Origin of the sequence: Acetobacterium fimetarium, from assembly GCF_014284475.1 — a bacterium.
GTDB classification, from domain to species: Bacteria; Bacillota; Clostridia; order Eubacteriales; family Eubacteriaceae; genus Acetobacterium; species Acetobacterium fimetarium.
In genome coordinates, this window is record NZ_WJBC01000004.1 from 182,554 (window position 1) to 201,730 (window position 19,177).

At 45.3% G+C, this 19,177-nt stretch carries 15 protein-coding genes; 6 read left to right on the forward strand and 9 right to left on the reverse strand.

The annotated features are described in order from the left end of the window. Positions 1-38 precede the first annotated feature (38 nt). The 7 genes from GH808_RS04590 to GH808_RS04620 all read right to left on the reverse strand — a co-directional run bounded on the left by GH808_RS04590 (position 39) and on the right by GH808_RS04620 (position 7,600). Positions 39-1,094, reverse strand: coding sequence for a D-alanine--D-alanine ligase family protein (locus tag GH808_RS04590; RefSeq protein WP_186841609.1), 1,056 nt, complete (start codon positions 1,092-1,094; stop codon positions 39-41). A gap of 41 nt (positions 1,095-1,135) precedes the next feature. After that, a complete protein-coding gene (locus tag GH808_RS04595; RefSeq protein WP_186841610.1) occupies positions 1,136-1,627 on the reverse strand; it encodes a 2-thiouracil desulfurase family protein in 492 nt (163 codons plus the stop codon). Positions 1,628-1,639: 12 nt separating this feature from the next. Then, complete coding sequence (locus tag GH808_RS04600) at positions 1,640-2,041, reverse strand: LbetaH domain-containing protein (protein ID WP_186841611.1); 402 nt, start codon at positions 2,039-2,041, stop codon at positions 1,640-1,642. Positions 2,042-2,052: 11 nt separating this feature from the next. Next, on the reverse strand, positions 2,053-3,453 hold the full coding sequence (locus GH808_RS04605) for an RsmF rRNA methyltransferase first C-terminal domain-containing protein (protein ID WP_186841612.1): 1,401 nt from the start codon (positions 3,451-3,453) through the stop codon (positions 2,053-2,055). 217 nt (positions 3,454-3,670) lie between these two features. Beyond that, a complete protein-coding gene (locus GH808_RS04610; protein WP_186841613.1) occupies positions 3,671-4,786 on the reverse strand; it encodes a PIN/TRAM domain-containing protein in 1,116 nt (371 codons plus the stop codon). A gap of 88 nt (positions 4,787-4,874) precedes the next feature. Further along, entirely contained in the window at positions 4,875-5,360 is a 486-nt protein-coding gene (locus tag GH808_RS04615) for a CarD family transcriptional regulator (protein WP_186841614.1), read from the reverse strand. Between the two features lie 101 nt (positions 5,361-5,461). Then, the gene (locus tag GH808_RS04620; protein WP_186841615.1) at positions 5,462-7,600 is read right to left on the reverse strand and encodes a Tex family protein; all 2,139 of its coding nucleotides are present in this window, start codon (positions 7,598-7,600) and stop codon (positions 5,462-5,464) included. Positions 7,601-7,795: 195 nt separating this feature from the next. Here GH808_RS04620 and GH808_RS04625 point away from each other — a divergent pair, with 195 nt between their 5' ends. Continuing rightward, positions 7,796-8,686, forward strand: coding sequence for a DegV family protein (locus tag GH808_RS04625; RefSeq protein WP_186841616.1), 891 nt, complete (start codon positions 7,796-7,798; stop codon positions 8,684-8,686). A gap of 84 nt (positions 8,687-8,770) precedes the next feature. Here the strand turns inward: GH808_RS04625 and GH808_RS04630 are convergent, their stop codons facing one another. Together GH808_RS04630 and GH808_RS04635 are read right to left on the reverse strand one after the other, a co-directional pair. Next, on the reverse strand, positions 8,771-9,451 hold the full coding sequence (locus tag GH808_RS04630; protein WP_186841617.1) for a TIGR00266 family protein: 681 nt from the start codon (positions 9,449-9,451) through the stop codon (positions 8,771-8,773). A gap of 209 nt (positions 9,452-9,660) precedes the next feature. Beyond that, positions 9,661-11,583, reverse strand: coding sequence for an aconitate hydratase (locus tag GH808_RS04635; protein ID WP_186841618.1), 1,923 nt, complete (start codon positions 11,581-11,583; stop codon positions 9,661-9,663). Positions 11,584-11,781: 198 nt separating this feature from the next. Here GH808_RS04635 and GH808_RS04640 point away from each other — a divergent pair, with 198 nt between their 5' ends. The 5 genes from GH808_RS04640 to GH808_RS04660 all read left to right on the forward strand — a co-directional run bounded on the left by GH808_RS04640 (position 11,782) and on the right by GH808_RS04660 (position 19,177). Then, the gene (locus GH808_RS04640) at positions 11,782-12,630 is read left to right on the forward strand and encodes a YihY/virulence factor BrkB family protein (RefSeq protein ID WP_186841619.1); all 849 of its coding nucleotides are present in this window, start codon (positions 11,782-11,784) and stop codon (positions 12,628-12,630) included. Continuing rightward, a complete protein-coding gene (locus GH808_RS04645; RefSeq protein WP_186841620.1) occupies positions 12,623-13,468 on the forward strand; it encodes a YihY/virulence factor BrkB family protein in 846 nt (281 codons plus the stop codon). Before GH808_RS04640 ends, GH808_RS04645 begins: the two co-directional genes overlap by 8 nt. Positions 13,469-13,635: 167 nt before the next feature. Continuing rightward, positions 13,636-15,549, forward strand: coding sequence for a 1,4-alpha-glucan branching protein GlgB (gene glgB / locus GH808_RS04650; RefSeq protein ID WP_186841621.1), 1,914 nt, complete (start codon positions 13,636-13,638; stop codon positions 15,547-15,549). A 69-nt stretch (positions 15,550-15,618) separates the two neighbouring features. Next, positions 15,619-18,045, forward strand: a complete 2,427-nt coding sequence (locus tag GH808_RS04655; protein WP_186841622.1) for a glycogen/starch/alpha-glucan phosphorylase — start codon at positions 15,619-15,621, stop codon at positions 18,043-18,045. A 10-nt stretch (positions 18,046-18,055) separates the two neighbouring features. Continuing rightward, positions 18,056-19,177, forward strand: a complete 1,122-nt coding sequence (locus tag GH808_RS04660) for a glucose-1-phosphate adenylyltransferase (RefSeq protein WP_186841623.1) — start codon at positions 18,056-18,058, stop codon at positions 19,175-19,177.

The following is a 19,177-nucleotide window of genomic DNA, read 5'->3' on the forward strand; positions in this document are numbered from 1 at the left end:
TTGGTTTTTTTATCAAGAAAAATTATCTTCTTAAGCTTTTATTTGGTTACGGTAACACGCTTGCGATCCGCGGTTGCAATAATCCGGTCGACAAGTTCTGTATACCCAATTCCAGTCGCTTCCCACATTTTGGGATACATACTGATATTGGTAAAGCCGGGCAGGGTATTGACTTCATTGATCAGGATGCGATCATCTGCGGTAACGAAAAAATCAACCCGTGAAAGGCCGGAACCTTCAATTGCATCAAATGCCTTGACGGCGTATTCTCTTACTTTTTCCCGGAGTGCCTCTGAGATATTTGCCGGGATCTCAACTTTTGAATCTTCCGTGTCTGAATATTTTGCTTCATAATCATAGAATTCCTTTGAAGGTATGACTTCTCCCGGAATCGATGCCCGCGTTACGCCGTCCTGATCCAGCACTGCACATTCAATTTCGCGGCCTTTTACAAAAGCTTCAAGGATCAGTTTGTTATCGTAATGGAAGGCTTCTTCAATAGCAGACAGCAATTCGTTCCGGTCATGGGCTTTAGTGATACCAACACTTGATCCCATGTTCGCCGGTTTAACAAAAATCGGATAGCCCAAAGCGTCTTCTGCTTCTTTCAACTTTCCTTCGGCATCTTTTTTCCAGTCCTTTTTCCGGAAATACACGTATTTTCCGGTTGGAATCCCCACGCTTTCAAACATTATTTTTGAAAAAACCTTATCCATCCCCACTGCTGAACTCAAAACACCGCAACCAACATAGGGTTTATTCAACATCTCAAAAACCCCTTGAATGGTTCCGTCTTCCCCCATTGGTCCATGAAGCACCGGAAAGAAAATATCGACTTTTGCGATTTCCGGATGTGAAAAAATGGAGAAATCTCCGACCAGATGATCGACATCCTGTTCCCATGAGCCATCTTTTATTTTTTCATAAGCTCCGGAGTATAAATACCATTTGCCGTTTTTGGTTATCCCGATGGTGACAATATCATATTTATTCCGGTCAATCGCACCCAGAACATTATAGGCGGAAACACGGGAGACCTCATGCTCTCCTGATTGTCCTCCAAAAACTACGCCGATATTCAATTTATTTTCCATTTCATTAACCTCACTTTTCTCTGTCAAACTCTATCAGAATTCTATTTTATGCATTCCAGAAAATCTTCTTCTGTAATCACCCGAATGCCATGCTCTTTTAAATAAGCCGCCGTAATCCCGTCACCATCGATCAGACTTTCGCTGAACGTACCGTCGTAGATTTTGCCACAGCCGCAAGAAGGGCTTTTGCTTTTCATGATAGCAATTTTTGCACCTGATGTCCGCGCGGCAGCAAGGGCTCGTTCTGCACCCAACTGATAGAGTTCGGTCACGTCAATTTTTTTATCATTATACACTTTTCGTTCTCCGTTGGCCATCACTATTTCAGCCGGATCTCTCGGTGTTGTCATTCCTGCCAGTACCTCGGGACAAACCGGGATGGCTTGTCCGTACAGCAGCATATCCCGCAATTCTCCAACAAGGCTATCCTCTTCTTTATAGTTAATCTTCATCCCCAATAAGCAGCCTGACACCAAAATTGGTTTTTTCTCGTTGATTGCTTCCTTTAAACAATTAAAATCTTTTTGATTCATCTCTTTTCTCCTCTATTCTTTATCATTCTCACGGTTTAAACTGTCCTCACGATAAATCCAGTCGCCGCGTTTAAAAACCATTTTATAAACCATATCCTTTAATACAATTTCGCCAATTTTAATAACCGAATCCGGGGCAATGGTCACATTATCTTTGATGCGCGCCCCCATTCCAATTTTTGTGTTTTTTCCCACTGTTACTGCTTTTCCGATAATCACGCCGGGTTCCAGAAGGCAGTCTTTTTCAACCACACTGCCCGGTTCTATAATAACACCGGTGCCAATGCTGCAGCTTTCGCCAATCACAGCCGCTTCGCCGATTATTGCACCAGCCCCAATTTTCGTATTTTTCCCGATCACGGCTTTTTCCGAGATCACGGCCCGCCTGTGAATCATTTCCTGTTTTTCCTGCATCCCAATTTCTCCTACTTCTTGCGAATTCTAAGACCTTTGGGATAGTGATTTTTAATCATTCCCTCACTGGCTTTTCCAAAACCAAGGGGATGTCCATCATATCCGACCAGTATCCATCCTTTTTCGGCCCTGATATTCAGCGCTTCCCCTTTTAAATACTGGTAAGCCTGAGCCTCGTCCTTCAAATCGCAGACATTTTTCGCTTCCGACAACTTCAGTGCCATTCCCAAGGCGTAACTAGGCTCAAAGCGGTTCTTTTTAAAGGTCCCCAGGTGCAACCCGGTCCGCAGCAGCTTCAGGTTCGCAATGGTTTCGAGGGCAATCCCCGCGGGGATTGCATAAAGATGTTCGCCCAGAAGATAGAGCCGTTCTTCAAATCCCTGATAAAATGATTTCTCCAGAGCGTTTTTGGCAAAATCACGGTAATCCAGCAGCTCCGTTCGGGAGGCTTTTTTAAGCCGCGATTTTGAATATCCCTGTTTGATCTCTTTCTGTTCTGAACCGGCTGCTGTTTTTTTCAATTTGGCAATGAAGTGACCTTCGCCCCTGACATTCATCGGCATAATTCGCAGGGTTTTTTCGATCGCCTGTTCATAATTCAGCGTCCATTCCACCCGGCCGTGATCATCGATCCCCGGTAGCTCGATGGATTCCAGTTCATAATCATACTTGTGAATAAACGCTTCGATGATCTGTTCGTCTTCTTCCGGCGAAAAGGTACAGGTTGAATAAACCAGCACGCCGCCCGGCTTCAAAAGCCGATGGGCGCTTTCCAGTATCTTTTCCTGTTTCCCGACACAGCGGGAAACGCGTTCGAGGCTCCAGTCCGCAAGCGCTCCGGAATCTTTCCGGAACATGCCTTCTCCGGAGCAGGGTGCATCGACAAGAATTCTGTCAAAACTCTGATAAAATGAATCGACCAGTCTTTCTGGAAATTCATTGGTGACGATGGCATTTTTTATTCCAATCCGTTCAATATTGGTGGATAAAATGCCAGCCCGTGAATTGACCAGTTCATTTGCTACCAGAAGCCCCTGACCCTGGAGTTTTGCCCCAATCTGGGTGGATTTTCCGCCCGGTGCCGCACAAAGATCCAGCACCCAGTCACCCGGTTCCGGAGCAAGCACTTCCACCGCCGCCATGGCAGTCGGCTCCTGAACATAGTAAAGACCCGCATAGTAGTAGGGATTCTTGCCCGGTCTGACCTCATGATCGATGTAAAACCCTTCCTGACACCAAGCGACGCCCTGGGTTTCAAACGGTAGTTTGCCGGCCAGCTCTTTCGGAGTCAGTTTTAAGGTATTGGTTCTGATTCCTTTACTTTCCGGTTTGTCGTAGGAATCAAGCAAATCCTGATACGACTCGCCCATGAGGTTTTTCATTTTTTCTTTAAATGCTTCCGGTAAATTCATCCCATCTCCCTTGTTCTTTCACTCAATTCACACTTGTTTCATTATACGTAATGCTTTTGTTAATTACAATAATTTTCTAAAAAAGGTCGCCGCGAACATTTAAAAAACTTCTGTCTCCGATCCGTTGCCATCACCAAAAAACACCAACAGCTGTGAAACTGTTGGTGCAGGATTTCCGATAAGATCACGGGATTCGTTGCAACTCAAATTTGTTTTTTTATTTGTTTTTCGGTTTCGCAAAAATCATGCGTCCGGCAGCCGTCTGCAAAATGCTGGTAACCAGAACCGGTGTAGAGTTGCCGATGTATTTTTTGCCATTTTCAACAACGATCATCGTGCCATCATCAAGATAGGCAATGGCCTGGCCATTTTCTTTCCCACCTTTTACGAGCAGCACTTTCATTTCTTCACCCGGTAAAACGACCGGTTTAACCGCATTGGCTAACTCGTTGATGTTGAGCACATCAACTCCCTGAACCGTTGCAACCTTGTTCAGATTGTAATCATTCGTCAGGATTTTTCCCTTGGTGGATTTTCCCAGTTTCACCAGCTTGGAATCAACTTCGTGAACATCGTCAAAATCTTCTTCGGTAATCTGGACTTCTATTTCCAGATCCGTCTGGATTTTATTCAAAATATCCAGACCACGCCGGCCGCGATTTCGTTTGAGCTCATCGGACGAATCAGAAATCAGCTGAAGTTCATTGAGCACAAAAACCGGAATAACCAGCGGTCCTTCAATGAAACCGGTTTTGCAGATATCAAATATCCGGCCATCGATGATCACACTGGTATCCAGCAATTTCGGTATCGCCGCGCCTTTTCTTTTGGACGCGCGTTTTTGGCTGGCTGGTGCATTTACTTCTTTTTCGCGTTTAACACTTTGAAAAGCAAGTAAAATATCTTCCCGTTTTTTGATTGCCAGAATAAAGCCAAGATAGCCCAGCACGATGTAACTGACAATGGTGAGAATGGTACCAATCCATAAAAAAGGGATCTGGGCAAAGGCAAAACTGATCAACATTGCAATAACCAGACCAATGATCAGACCGCCAAGTCCTAAACCGATATCGATTAGTTTGACATTCTCCATGCTCGTCTCAGCGATTTTTGCCAACTTTTTAACGCCTTTGAGCATTAACGGAAATAGAATGAAAAAAATGAGTCCAAATACTAAAATGAAAGCCACATAAACGAATACTTCTGATTCCGGGCTAAAGCTTAAATTAAAGGGCTTCAGAATCCATGTATTCGAAAAAATCACACTTGCCACTGCTGTTCCGACCAGCATTCCAATAAGAGAAAAGGTAACTCGGAGTATCTTTTGTATCACTATATTCACCTCCCTTCATAACGTTTCTCTTGATTATAACACTCAATTCTTAAAACTACACTATTAAACATAACAAAAGGCGTGAAATTCACGCCTCACTGCTTACAGAAGTATTTATTAATTCTAAAATTTCATCTTTATCTCTGTCTTGAATTAAAACCATTTCACTGACAATAAAATTTCTTGCACTGTTCAGCATTTTCTTTTCGCCGGTTGACAGGCCTTTTTGACGATCCAGCAGGATCAGGTTTTTGACCACCTTTGCCACTTCAAAGATATCGCCGGTCTTCAGTCTTTCAAGATGTTCCCGATAGCGCCGGTTCCAGTTTTTTTCCATCTCATCCATTGGCAGCTTCAAAGTCTCAAGCATCTCATCGATCACGGGTTGAGTGACGATATCTCTGACCCCAATATCATCAACTTTATCCACCGGTATTAAGATCTGCAAACCTTCGGATACAATCTGCATGATGTAATAAGGTTTTATTTCTTCAAATATCTCACGTTCTTCAATCGCTTCAATAACACCTGCTCCGTGCATTGGATAAACAATTTTATCACCGATTTTATACATTTTAACCACTCCTATCATCGATTCGTGGTTCTATTATAACATACTAAAAATTAATAAGTCTTTTATTTTATTAAAAGATTATCATTATGTCAATATTTATTTTAAATAATCATCGTCAAACTGATCCGTTTTCGCTTCAAGTCAACGGACAGCACTTTTACCGTAACCACATCTCCCAGAGAAACCGCTTCAGAAGGATGGCGGATATAGCGATCGGTGATCTGTGAAATATGAACCAGCCCATCCTGATGAACGCCAATGTCCACAAAAGCCCCGAAATCAATGACGTTTCGCACAGTACCAACCAGTTCCATATCCACTTCCAAATCCTGCATCGATAAAACGTCCGACCGCAGATGAGGTTTCGGTGCGTTTTCCCGGGGATCCCGACCTGGTTTCTGCAGTTCTTTCACGATGTCGTATAATGTCGGCACGCCGATTTCAAGCTGACCGGCCAATTCGGTATAGTTCATATCTTTAAAGGGATCCTGACCTCGTGTTCCCAGCTGTTCTTTTTTTATGCCCTTCAGCTGCAGCAGTTTTTCGGCGCTCTTATACGACTCCGGATGAACTCCGGTATTGTCCAGAACGTTGTCGCCGTCATCAATTCGCAGAAAACCAGCACACTGTTCAAATGCCTTGGCTCCCAGTCCCTTTATCTTGCGCAGCTCTTTTCTGTTTTTAATGGGACCGGTGGTATTGCGATAGTCCAGAATATTGTTGGCAATGGTTTTATTGACGCCGGCCACGTACTTCAGCAGTGAAACCGAAGCGCGGTTGACGTTAACCCCGACATTGTTGACCGCGTCTTCCACCGTCGCTTCCAGCACCCGTTCCATTTCTTTCTGATTGACATCATGCTGATACTGGCCGACCCCGATGTGTTTCGGGTCAATCTTCACAAGTTCGGAAAGCGGATCCTGTAGCCGGCCGCCGATCGAAATCGCCCCGCGAATGGAAACGTTGATGTCGGGATATTCCTCGGTTCCCAATTCCGATGCTGAATAAACGGACGCACCGGCCTCATTGACGACGATATACTGAACCGGCACGCTGGTTTTCTTGATGGATTCGGCCACAAACTGTTCCGATTCCCGGGACGCCGTTCCGTTTCCGATCGCGATGATATCAACCTGATGCCTTTCGATCAGTTCCAGGAATTCCTTTTCCGCCTTTTCCGCCTGACCTTTTCCGAAAGTCGGATAGATGGTGGCGTAATCCAGCACTTTTCCGACCTTGTCCAGAATGGCGATCTTGCAGCCGGTGCGGAAGGCCGGGTCAAATCCCATGGTTACTTTTTCTTTGAACGGCGGCTGCAGCAGCAGTTTTTTAAGATTTAGCGCAAACATCTTAATGGCGCCTTCTTCCGCCCGCTCTTTCAATGCGGTTCTGATTTCGCGTTCAATCGCCGGCGCAATCAGACGGCTGTAGCTGTCGGCGATCGCCTTGCGCAGATATTCCGATGGCTGCTTTCCGAGGATATCTTTTTTTAGATATTCCTCCATCTCTTCTGCCGGTGCCAGTATTTTTACTGACAGCGCTTTTTTCTTTTCACCCCGATTGATCGCCAGTATCCGGTGATCCTTAATCGTTCTGATCGCCTCAGTGTGGTCAAAGTACATTTCCAGTTCCGGGTTTTCTGCCTCTTTACCCTTGACGATGGTGGAACGGATCTGGCCCTGTTCAAAAGTTCGTTTACGGATGAAGCCGCGGTAAGTTGCGTTGTCAGATATGATTTCCGCAATGATGTCCATGGCATACAAGAAGGCCGCTTCGACGGAATTCACTTCTTTTTCCTCGTTGATGTACTGTTTTGCCGCTGCGGCTAGTTCCGGTTCTGTCAGCTGCTGCTCCAGAATCAGCAGTGCAAGTGGTTCCAGCCCTTTTTCCCGGGCCACGGATGCCCGGGTTTTTTTCTTCTGTTTATAGGGAAGGTAAAGATCCTCAACTTCCTGCAGTGTTGTCCCTTTTGCAAGCGCCGCTTTAAGTTCAGGTGTGAGTTTTCCCTGTTCTTCGATGCTGGCGCAAACCTCTTCTTTCCTTTTTTCCAGTTTTCTCAAATATGTCAAACGCACATCCAGATCCCTTAACAGAGCATCGCTCAGATTGCCGGTGACCTCTTTTCGGTAACGGGCAATAAAGGGGATGGTATTTCCCCCATCGATCAGATTGATGGTATCTTCGACCTGTTGGGGGCGTATTGAAAACTCTTTCGCTAGTTGATTGATTATCTGTTCCACAAAATTCTCCATTTCTTACTTTTCAATTGAACTCTTCTGTTTTAAACTCTGAAGATAAGTTTACCATTTTTTTTGGATAATCACAAACCTTCCCTGCGCATCGGTTTAATTTTGCTTTAAGCCGCCAGTCGAAAGTTTGTAAAAAAAAGAGGTTCGTGGTAAAATACCCCCTAGTAAATGAAAAGGAGCACCTATATGGCAATAAGATTTATTGTAGATTCCATGTGTGATACAAACAGCGAAGTTTTAAATCGCTATGAATTTGATATATTACCCTTTCCCGTAACACTCGATAATAAAACATATTTTGACGGAATTGATATAACCCCTGAAATGGTCGTGGATTTTGTCAACAACAACATCCAGCTTTTTCCTAAAACGGCACAGATTCAACCCCTGGATATTACCAATACCATTGAAAAACACCTGAAAAATGGCGACGATGTGATTTATCTGGTGCTGTCCTCCAAACTTTCCGGCACCTTTCAGACAGCCACGCTGCTGGCAAAAGACCTGGCGGAAAAATATCCCGACCGCAAGGTAGCGATTGTCGATGCCCTTTCGGCAACCACCGGTTCCGCCCTGATTCTGTATCAGGGGCTCAAGCTCAACAAGCTCAAACGACCCTATGAGGAAATTGTTGAAACCATGACTTTTCTGGCCCGGCATGCCCAGATCTTCTTTCTGGTGGGCGATATCAAATGGTTGGCCCAGGGCGGCCGAATCAGCCGCAATGCAGCCATGGTCGGCGATATGTTAAAGATCGTCCCGCTGCTGTATTTTAAAGACGGGGAAATTCTCGTCTATGAAAAAGTTCGGGGACAGAAAAAAGCACTGAAGCGACTGCTTGCCATTGTTGAAGAAAAAATGGGCGAAAACAGAAACCAGATTATCGGCTTTATTCAAAGCACCGCTCCGGATCTCCAGGAAAAAGCGAAAAAGCACTTTGAAAAAGAAATGGGCATCAAGAACTTTCTGCTTCCCGAAAAAGCCGGTTCAACCCTGACCGTTCATATCGGCACCAATTGTCTGGGAATCATGTTTTTTGACGAACTGCCGGACAATTACGTCAATGTTATTCCCTGATCTGCAAATGAAGCGCCCTGCCGATGGAATGCTCATCGACAGGGCGCTTATTATGATGCTATTGATATTTAAGGAAACTCGCTTCTAACCTTTTGACGGTATGCTTGCGGCCACCAGCTGTACCAGTCGGCTCAGCGGCATGGTTTGCAGCCAGACCTTTCCCGGTCCCTTCAAGGTGGCCAGGAACAGACCTTCTCCACTTAAAAAGATATTTTTCATCCCTTTGACAGCCTGAACGTCGAAGCTCACCGATTCTTCAAACATCCCGATATGGCCCTGATCGATTTTCAGCACTTCTCCCGGCGCCAGATCGTATTCAACCATTGAACCATCCATTTCAATAAAGGCAGTTCCCGGGCCCGACAATTTTTGAAGGATGAAGCCTTCACCGCCGAAGAAGCCCACCCCGATATTCTTTTTAAAATACATGTCCACATCCAGGCTGGATTCACCAGCCAGAAAACTGTGTTTCTGACAGATCATTGACTGTCCCTGCTGCAGGGTCAGGGCTTTGATTTCTCCCGGATAGCTGGAACAGAACGAAATCTGACTGTTTCCCTGTTCGGCCGTATAGGTCGTCATAAACAGCGAGTCGCCGGCCAGTGACCGCCGGAGCCCCTTCATCAGACCGCCTTTGGTATTGGTTTCCATGCGAATATTGTCAGACATCCAGGCCATGCCACCGGATTCAGTAAACAGTGATTCCCCGTTATTCAGTGTCACCGTGACTACCGGGAGATTCCCTCCCTTGATTTCATACTCCATCTTCATCCTCCTTGAATTTTTTTCTTCCAGGCAATTTGCGAAATTCAAAACCATCGAACAATCGTTGCTTTGATGTCAGTTTCACAACCAATTTTGTAACGTGTAGGCGAACAGTTCATCGAACTGTCCGCCGTACAGTGTAAAAATTGGTTCGTGCAAACTGGCATTAAAGCTCACAGCAGTTTTGCAATTAGACATTTGAATTTAAATTATTTTTTTGATTTAATGAGGTTGATCAGCCCACCGGCTAAAAGCATTTCTTTTTGCCGATCGGATACTTCCAGCAGCATGGTGTAGGTCAAACCTTTTGTTTTGTTGACCAGACTTGCCTTGCCAGCCTTTACCGCAGCCAGGGCATTTTCAATCACCAGTTCATCGCCCAATGAAATGGTATTGTAATCTGCTTCATTCTCAAAGACCAGCGGCAGAATGCCATTGTTGATCAGATTGTTTTTATGAATCCGGGCAAAGGATTTAACGGCAACCCCTTTGATTCCGAGATAAACTGGTGCTAACGCGGCATGTTCACGACTGGAGCCCTGTCCGTAATTTGATCCGCCGACGATGAATCCGCCGCCGTTGTCAAGTGCCCGCTTTGGAAATTCGGGATCGCAGGGTGCCAGACAGTAGTTTGACAGATAGGGAATATTGGAACGATAGGGCAGCAGTTTGGCATTGGACGGCATGATGTGGTCCGTTGTGATGTTGTCTTCGACAACGATCAGCGCCTTGCCTGCCACTTTGTTTTCCAGCGGTTTGGTCGCCGGGAAGGGTTTGATGTTCGGTCCTTTGATGACCTCCACAGCGGTTCCCGCCGGTGCCGGTGCCATGACCATGGTATCGTTGATTAAAAAGTCTGCCGGCATGGTGATTTCCGGAAGCTTCACCTTTCCGAGCGGGTTGGTCAACACCCCTTCAATCGCGGATACGGCTGCCGCTTCAGGGCTTAATAAATAAACGTCGGCTGATGGGGTTCCGGATCGGCCAAAGAAGTTCCGGTTGAAGGTTCGCAGCGAAACCGCATCGGTTGAAGGCGCCTGGCCCATTCCGATACAGGGACCGCAGCCGCATTCCAGCACGCGTGCTCCGGCATTGAGCAGATCTGCCAGGGCGCCGTTTTGTGCCAGCATCGTCAGCACCTGTTTTGAGCCCGGCGCAATGACCAGGGATACATTTTCAGCAATGGTTTTTCCCCGGAGAATTTCAGCCACTTTCATCAGATCCAGCCAGGAGGAATTGGTGCAGCTTCCGATTGCAACCTGATCGATTGCTAATCCTTCTATATCCGAAATTTTCACGACTTTGTCCGGGCTGTGCGGACAGGCAGTCAGTGGTTCCAGTGTATTCATATCCACCTTGACCACTTCGTCATAGACGGCATCGGCATCGGCGGCCAGCGGCTGGAAATCTTCAACCCGGCCCTGGGCTTCCAGAAATACCTTTGTCATTTCATCGGATGGAAATACCGAAGTTGTTGCGCCCAGCTCTGCTCCCATGTTCGTGATGGTGGCACGTTCCGGAACGGTCAGTGTTTTGACGCCTTCGCCGGTGTATTCAAACACTTTGTTGACGCCGCCTTTGACCGTGCATTGACGCAGCACTTCCAGGATGACATCTTTTGAAGAAACCCCTGATCGGAGTTTTCCGGTCAGTTCAACCTTTACCACTTTTGGCATGGTGATATAATAGGGATCGCCTGCCATGGCAACGGCCACGTCAAGCCCGCCTGCTCCAATGGCCAGCATTCCGATACCGCCGCCCGTCGGCGTATGGCTGTCTGATCCCAGCAGGGTATCGCCGGGCACGCCGAAGCGTTCAATCTCAACCTGGTGACAGATGCCGTTGCCCGGTCGGGAGAAATAGACGCCGTGTTTTTTGGTGACGCTTTGAATATAACGGTGATCATCCATGTTTTCAGGGCCTTCCTGAAGCATATTATGATCGATGTAAGCCAGGGATCTTTTCGTTTTTACTCTGGGGACTTCCATTGCTTCAAACTGTAAATAAGCCATGGTTCCGGTTGAATCCTGGGTTAGAGTCTGGTCGATACGAATACCGATTTCTTCACCTTTGATCATCTCTCCAACGACAAGGTGTGCTGCAATAATTTTTTCTGTTAACGTTTTTCCCATTTAATTTCCTGTTTCCTTCCTTAACAACATGTTTTTATGTGATCTTACCAACTTTTAATTCTTTTTGAATTATTATACCATTTCTTTGGGTATATTTCCATATTTTTGCTTTTCCTGTTTCGCTTCATTTCTCAAATAAACTGTGATATACTGGGTTCTCAGCATCGCAATTAATTTCAGGTGGATTTGGAGGGTGCCATGACCTTTTTAAAATGCTTCAGCCGCTTTCTGATAACCCAGGGGAAAAAAAATAATATTGTGAATCTCTCGGCGCAGATGTCTTATCGCGCGCTTTTGGCTTTTATTCCCTTTATGATGCTGATCTACAATTTTGTCAACTGGTTCTCCATCGAAGTCAATAATACGCTGGTATCACTGCTGGCCGATATATTGCCGACTTCTATCATGAATTATATTTATTTTTCGATGGATAATGCCAGTACCATTTCCTTTTCTTTGGGCACCAATATGGTGATCGGATTCTTCATATTTTATATATCCGTCTCAGCCATGCATTCGCTGATTAAATCGCTCAATCGTATTTTTGAACCGAATGAAACTCGCGGTATCATTGCCCTCTGGATTCAATCCGTTCTTTATCTGTTTTTGTTTCTTTCAATTATTATTTTTACGCTTTTTCTCTATCTTTTTGGTGAGAAGGTTTTTCATTTTATTTTTGTCACCTTGGATCTCTCTGGATTATTTACCATGTTTATCGCAATTTTTAGTTGTATCTATATCATCATCGTCACCACTTTTATTTTTACTTTTATCTATATGTTTGCGCCCAAAAATCATCTCACTTTTTATGAAGCCTGTCCCGGCGGATTTTTTGTGAGCATCAGCTGGTTTATCATTCTCTTGATTTATGCCTTTTTTGCCGATGCATTTCTGGATTATGCGACTTTTTTTCTTAATATTCAAGGGCCTTTTTCGCTATTTATCGTCATCTTCATTATTTGTTTTTCGCTGACTTTGGGTGGCGTCGTCAATCTTTTTTCGGTTGAACTGCTGGCCGCCCGGAAAAGGAAGGCCCGCAATGATTGAACGCTTGTTGAATTCTAAGCTGGTCCAACTCGGTTTCCGTTTTATGGAAGATTTCGATCGCACTGATTTTGAGGGGATTTGTTCGCAGATGTCGTTCTATTTTCTGCTGGCTTTTTTCCCGTTGCTGCTATTTCTGATTTCCTTTATCGGGAAAATTGTCACGCCCTTTGAAGCCTATCTGTATGATATTTTAAGAATTTTTTTACCAAACCTTTCATATAATTATGTGACCAGTCTTTTGAATTCACTGACGAGCCAATTTTCAAATTCCAGTTATGGTCTCATCCTGGTTTCATTTTTCTTTTCAACTTTAGCCATCCGGGCCATCATGATTGGAATCAACCAGACCTATGGCCGGGAGGAAACCCGCAGTCTCGCGCAAATCTGGTCATTATCCTTTATATTTACCCTGCTGTTCGCTTTGGCAATCCTGCTGCTCGTCATCGCCTACATTATCAGCGCCGATGTTGGTGCCATTATTTTTGAAAAACTCGGGGTCTATCTGTACTACTATCCCTTTATCCGTCTCTTTGCCGTCATTTTTTCCTGGCTGGCATCGATGCTGATTTTCAGCCTGATCTATGTAGCCGCACCTGCCCAGCCACTGAAATTTACCGAAGGACTGCCCGGTGCTTTATTTGCAACACTCGGTCTCAATGTCGCTTTCCGGATTTTTACCTGGTTCGTCAACAACTCCAATAAGTACAGCACCTTATATGGAAATCTCGGCGGACTGTTCGCTTTGCTGGTAGGACTATATTTTATTTGCGTAATTCTCAATTTAGGGGGTAAAATTAATTTGTACTGGTCTTTGTCCAAAAACAATAAAATGGTCTAGCATCCAGTTGTTACATTTTGCGCTTAATTGTTAAAAAGAATTTACTTTGTTTAAAAATTTTCACTATCATTATCCTGTCATTGTGATAAAATATTTACAACCAGAAAATCAGAATGTTTGTGTCTTCCCTCATTAAATCTATTTATTGAAAGGACTGTTGCATTATTATGAATGAAATTTGCGTTACTACCGGTTCTATCCCCAACCGCCGTTTTCAGAGCTATCACTATTTTGGGGCTCATCTCGACAAAAAAGGGGTTATCTTTCGTACCTGGGCACCAAATGCTCAAAGTATATCTGTCGTCGGCGATTTCAACAATTGGGATATTGATCGGAATACCATGACTTTAGTGAAAGACTCCCATGGTATCTGGGAACTTTTTATCCCCGGATTGTCTTCCGGCATGCTTTATAAATACGCAGTCAGACAGCATAGTGGTGAAGTCGCTTACAAAGCGGATCCCTATGCTTTCTACAGTGAAGTCAAACCAAAAACAGCTTCCATCATCTGGGATCTTTCCAACTATTCATGGCAGGATGAAGGCTGGCAAAAAAAGCGAAGTGCTGTCAATTGGCTTGAAATGCCGATCAATATCTATGAAGTTCATCTGGGCAGCTGGAAACGGAATGAAAGCGGCGGCTATCTGACTTACCATGAGCTTGCCGAGCAACTGGTTCCCTATCTGCTGGAAATGAACTATACCCACATTGAAATCATGCCCATCATGGAGCACCCCTATGACGGCTCATGGGGCTATCAGCTCACGGGATACTATGCCGCCACCAGCCGTTACGGTGATCCCCAGGGGTTGATGCATTTTATCGACACCTGCCATCAGGCCGGTATCGGCGTCATCCTCGATTGGGTTCCGGGACATTTCTGTAAAGACGCCCACGGACTCTACCGGTTTGACGGTACTGATCAGTATGAATACGCTGAACATCATCATTGGGGAACCATGGAATTTGATTTCGGCAAACCTGAAGTGCTGGATTTTCTTATTTCCAATGCTTATTTCTGGTTGGACTTATACCATGCTGATGGTCTCCGTATTGACGGCGTCGCCAGCATGATTGAATTGAATCATGGACTGGACGGCCAGCCTCACCGCAATGCTCAGGGCGGCTCTGATCGTCTTGAAGCCCTCGCTTTTTTACGGGAGTTGAATACGATTATTTTCAGGGATTTTCCTTTTGCGCTGATGTCTGCCGAAGATTCGACGGCCTATCCAATGGTGACCTGGCCGGTGAACAAAGGCGGCCTCGGCTTTAATCTGAAATGGGATATGGGATGGATGCACGATACGCTGGATTATATGCAAACTGATCCCTATTTTCGGAACCGCTTCCATGATCTGCTGACTTTTTCAATGGCTTACGCATTTAACGAGAATTTCATTCTTCCTCTTTCCCACGATGAAGTGGTCCACAGTAAACGAACCATTCTCGACAAAATGTTCGGCGATTACGACATGAAATTCGATCAATTCCGTCTTCTGTATGGCTATATGATGACCCACCCCGGAAAAAAGCTCTCTTTCATGGGCAATGAAATCGCACCTTTTTTGGAATGGCGTGTGGATGAGTCGTTGGAATGGTTTATGCTCGAATATGAAAAGCACCAGCAAATTCAGACTTTTATTAAAGATCTCAATAAATTCTACCTGAAAGAAAAAGCGCTCTGGACCTGTGACCATAACTGGAATGGTTTTAAATGGCTGGAAGCAAACAATCGCGATCAGAGTATTCTTATTTTCAAACGGATGACGCCCGATGATAACGATGATCTCATCATTATCTTAAATTTCTGTCCACTCAGCTACACTGACTACCGGGTAGGAGTCGCCGGCAAAGAAAACTATCGTCTGGCCTTTAATTCCGATGCGGTTGCCTACGGCGGCACTGGCTTCCAGATGAAAAAAAGCATGAAAAGCCAGGCTGTTCCGTTTCATGGCGAAAACAGTTCTGTATCCGTCAACATTCCGCCATCGTCATTCATCATCCTGAAAGGAATTATTCCCAGAATCAGTTCCAAAAAAAGCACCTCTGACACAAAATCAAAACCCAAGACCAGTAAATAAGGATACTGATAAACGCGTGCTTATCAGAAACGATGCTCTCAATTGCATTTTGTCTTGAAAGGAAAAAACATGGATGCTTCAGATAAATCACAACAAAAGGACGCCTTTAAAAAGGAGTTTATCAAGAAAATCGAAGAGGTTTCGGGGAATTGTCTCGCCGACGCTTCCGTTCTCAAACAATATCAGGCCCTGGCCGAACTGGTCATGGAAAAGATCAGTGCCGAATGGGCCCAAACAAACATGCAGTATAATAAGCAACCAACCAAACAGGTCTACTTTTTTTCCATTGAATTTCTCATCGGAAGACTGCTTAATTCCTACATCAATAATCTATCCCTTGAAGAAATTGTCACTGAAAGCCTCGACGAATTAGGGCTGGACTATGAAGCTATCCTGGCTCAGGAATCGGATCCCGGTTTGGGTAACGGTGGTTTAGGCCGGCTGATGGCCTGCTATTTGGATTCATCGGCCGCCATGAAAATGCCTGCCCACGGCAATGGCATCCGCTACAAATACGGGCTCTTTGAACAGCGCATCATCAATGCCGAACAGATTGAAGTGGCTGACAACTGGTTGAAGAACGGTTATCCTTTTGAAATCAGGAAGCCGGATAAATCTGTGATCGTGAAATACTACGGCCATGTTCATGCTGAAAACATCAACGGGAACCTGACCTTTGTTCATGAAGATTATGAACCCATCATGGCTGTTCCTTATGATATTCCGATCATGGGATACCACAACAAGACCGTCAACTCCCTGCGACTCTGGAGCGCCGAACCGATTGACGGCTTTGATCTGCCCACCTTTAATCAGGGCCAGTTTTTATATGCCGTTCGCCAGAAATCCGAGGCGGAAGCCATCAGTCAGATTCTTTATCCCAACGACAGCGGATTTGATGGAAAGCTGCTTCGTCTCAAGCAGGAATATTTCTTTGTTTGCGCGGGATTGAAGCGCATTGTTTCCCATTATAAAAGAAATAACAGTAACTCTGTCGATGGTTTCGGCGAAAAAATCTGCATCCACATCAATGACACCCATCCCGCCATGTGCGGTCCTGAACTCATGCGTATTTTCATGGATGAGGAAGGACTGGGCTGGAATGATGCCTGGAAAATGACCGTCGCTTCCCTCAGCTTCACCAATCATACGGTCATGCCGGAAGCCCTGGAAAAATGGTCGGTCGATATGATGAGCAAACTGCTGCCGCGAATCTATATGATCATCGAAGAAATCAATCGTCGTTTTATCGAAGAGCTTGATCTCAACTATCCCAATGATCCGGATCGCAATCATTCCCTGTCCATCATCAAAGACGGTCAGGTTCACATGGCCAATTTATCGATTGTAACCAGCCACTCCATCAATGGGGTTGCTTCCCTTCACAGCAAAATACTGCGCGAGGAAACCTTTCACGGTTTTTATCAGGTCTTTCCCGAGCGTTTCAACTCCGTCACCAATGGCGTCAGCCCCCGACGGTTTTTGATGTACAACAATCCCAAACTGAAGAATCTTTTGAATGAGTCCATTGGCAACGAATGGGAAACCAATCTGTTTCAGTTGAAGCGACTTTTGAACTTCATCAATGATCCGGTGTTTTATGAAAAATACAACGCCATCAAGCTTTCCAATAAGAGTCAGCTGGCCGATTACATATCCCGGCGTATCGGGCTCCACGTCGATCCGACCTCGATTTTCGACATCCAGGTCAAGCGCATTCATGAATACAAAAGACAGCTCTTGAATGCGCTTCATATCCTGTACTTATACAACCGGCTTAAAGAAAATCCGAACCTGGAAATGGCGCCGCGAACCTTTATTTTTGCCGGCAAAGCGGCTCCCGGTTATTACTATGCCAAGGATGTCATCAAACTCATCAATGCCATTGCCGAATTGGTCAACGGCGATAATACCGTCAATACTAAAATAAAAGTTGCTTTTCTGGCCAACTTCAATGTTTCACTGGCTGAGAAAATCTATCCCGCGGCAAATATTTCGGAGCAGATTTCGACGGCCGGAAAAGAGGCTTCCGGTACCAGCAACATGAAGTTCATGATGAACGGTGCCGTTACGCTCGGCACCATGGATGGTGCCAATATCGAAATTGCGGAAGCCGTTGGTCCAACCAATATTGTCACATTCGGACTGACTTCTGAAGAAGTATCGAATTATAACAAGTACGGCGGATACCGTTCGGTCGATATCTTTGAACAGGATCCGCGCATCCAGCAGGTCCTGCATCAGTTAGTCGACGGGACCTTCGGGTTCGGGCTGAACTTCCAGTCAATTTATGATTCTCTGTTACTGTATAATGATCCCTATTTTGTGCTTAAGGATTTCAATGCTTACACCGATGCCCAGAACCGTGTGGACCATCTCTACCGCAACGAACAGATTTGGACGAAAATGTCCATCACCAATATTGCGCAATCCGGAATGTTCTCAAGTGATCGTTCAATTTCCGACTATCAGCGTGAAATATGGACCGTAAAATAAGGAGGTAAAAATGAATACTGAATGTGTTGCAATGCTCCTGGCGGGCGGGCAGGGAAGCCGTTTAGGACCACTGACCTTTAACAACGCCAAACCGGCGGTTTTGTTCGGCGGAAAATACCGCATCATCGATTTCCCCCTGAGTAATTGCATGAATTCCGACATTGACGTGGTCGGCGTGCTTACCCAATACCGGCCCTATATTCTAAACAATTATATCGGTGATGGCTCCGCCTGGGCGCTGGACCAGGTCCAGGGTGGTGCCCATATCCTGCCTCCCTATATGGGCCAAAAAGGCGGCCGATGGTATGCCGGAACAGCCGATGCGATCTATCAGAATATCGATTTTATTGACAACTTCGATCCGGAGTATGTCCTGATTCTGTCAGGCGATCATATCTATAAAATGGATTATTCCAAAATGCTGTGCTTCCATAAAAAGAAAAAAGCCGATCTTTCCATCGCTGTCATGGATGTTCCCTGGGACGATGCCCATCGTTTTGGAATTGTTGACACCGACAAAGAGGACCGTATCCAGACATTTCAGGAAAAGCCGGCAAACCCCAAAAGCAACAAGGCCTCCATGGGCATCTATATTTTTTCCTGGCAAGTCCTCAAAGAAGCCCTGCTGGATGATGCCGGAAACCGTGAATCCGAACACGATTTTGGCAATAACGTGATTCCGATGCTCCATGAAAATAAAAAGCGCATCTATGCCTATCCCTACTCCGGCTATTGGCGGGATGTGGGGACGATCCAGAGCTACTACGATGCCAATATGGATCTTCTTGATCCTGATTGCAGTTTAAACCTGAATGACCAGACTTTCCGGATTTTTTCCAACAATGACAGTCGCCATCCACAATTTGTCGGTCCCAAGGCTAAAATCAGCAACAGTCTGATTTGTGATGGCTGCATCGTCTGCGGGCAGGTCGAGCATTCCATCCTTTCCCACGATATTGTCATTCACAAAAATACGATTATAAAAAACACCATTATCCATACCGGTGCCGTTATCGAAGATGGTGCAATTCTCGAAAACTGCATCATTGGCGGCAGAGCCCGGATCAACGGTGACGTCCGGATCACTGATGAATTAGGCAAACCTCCTGAAATCCACGTTATCAATTCATAA

What these genes read in the sequence shown, in the direction of transcription:
- GH808_RS04660 (WP_186841623.1), top strand. Translation starts at nt 18,056, where the DNA reads ATGAATACTGAATGTGTTGCAATGCTCCTGGCGGGCGGGCAGGGAAGC.
- GH808_RS04600 (WP_186841611.1), bottom strand. Translation starts at nt 2,041, where the DNA reads ATGCAGGAAAAACAGGAAATGATTCACAGGCGGGCCGTGATCTCGGAA.
- GH808_RS04595 (WP_186841610.1), bottom strand. Translation starts at nt 1,627, where the DNA reads ATGAATCAAAAAGATTTTAATTGTTTAAAGGAAGCAATCAACGAGAAA.
- GH808_RS04625 (WP_186841616.1), top strand. Translation starts at nt 7,796, where the DNA reads ATGGCAATAAGATTTATTGTAGATTCCATGTGTGATACAAACAGCGAA.
- GH808_RS04605 (WP_186841612.1), bottom strand. Translation starts at nt 3,453, where the DNA reads ATGAATTTACCGGAAGCATTTAAAGAAAAAATGAAAAACCTCATGGGC.
- GH808_RS04630 (WP_186841617.1), bottom strand. Translation starts at nt 9,451, where the DNA reads ATGGAGTATGAAATCAAGGGAGGGAATCTCCCGGTAGTCACGGTGACA.
- GH808_RS04645 (WP_186841620.1), top strand. Translation starts at nt 12,623, where the DNA reads ATGATTGAACGCTTGTTGAATTCTAAGCTGGTCCAACTCGGTTTCCGT.
- GH808_RS04655 (WP_186841622.1), top strand. Translation starts at nt 15,619, where the DNA reads ATGGATGCTTCAGATAAATCACAACAAAAGGACGCCTTTAAAAAGGAG.
- GH808_RS04635 (WP_186841618.1), bottom strand. Translation starts at nt 11,583, where the DNA reads ATGGGAAAAACGTTAACAGAAAAAATTATTGCAGCACACCTTGTCGTT.
- GH808_RS04640 (WP_186841619.1), top strand. Translation starts at nt 11,782, where the DNA reads ATGACCTTTTTAAAATGCTTCAGCCGCTTTCTGATAACCCAGGGGAAA.
- glgB (WP_186841621.1), top strand. Translation starts at nt 13,636, where the DNA reads ATGAATGAAATTTGCGTTACTACCGGTTCTATCCCCAACCGCCGTTTT.
- GH808_RS04615 (WP_186841614.1), bottom strand. Translation starts at nt 5,360, where the DNA reads ATGTATAAAATCGGTGATAAAATTGTTTATCCAATGCACGGAGCAGGT.
- GH808_RS04590 (WP_186841609.1), bottom strand. Translation starts at nt 1,094, where the DNA reads ATGGAAAATAAATTGAATATCGGCGTAGTTTTTGGAGGACAATCAGGA.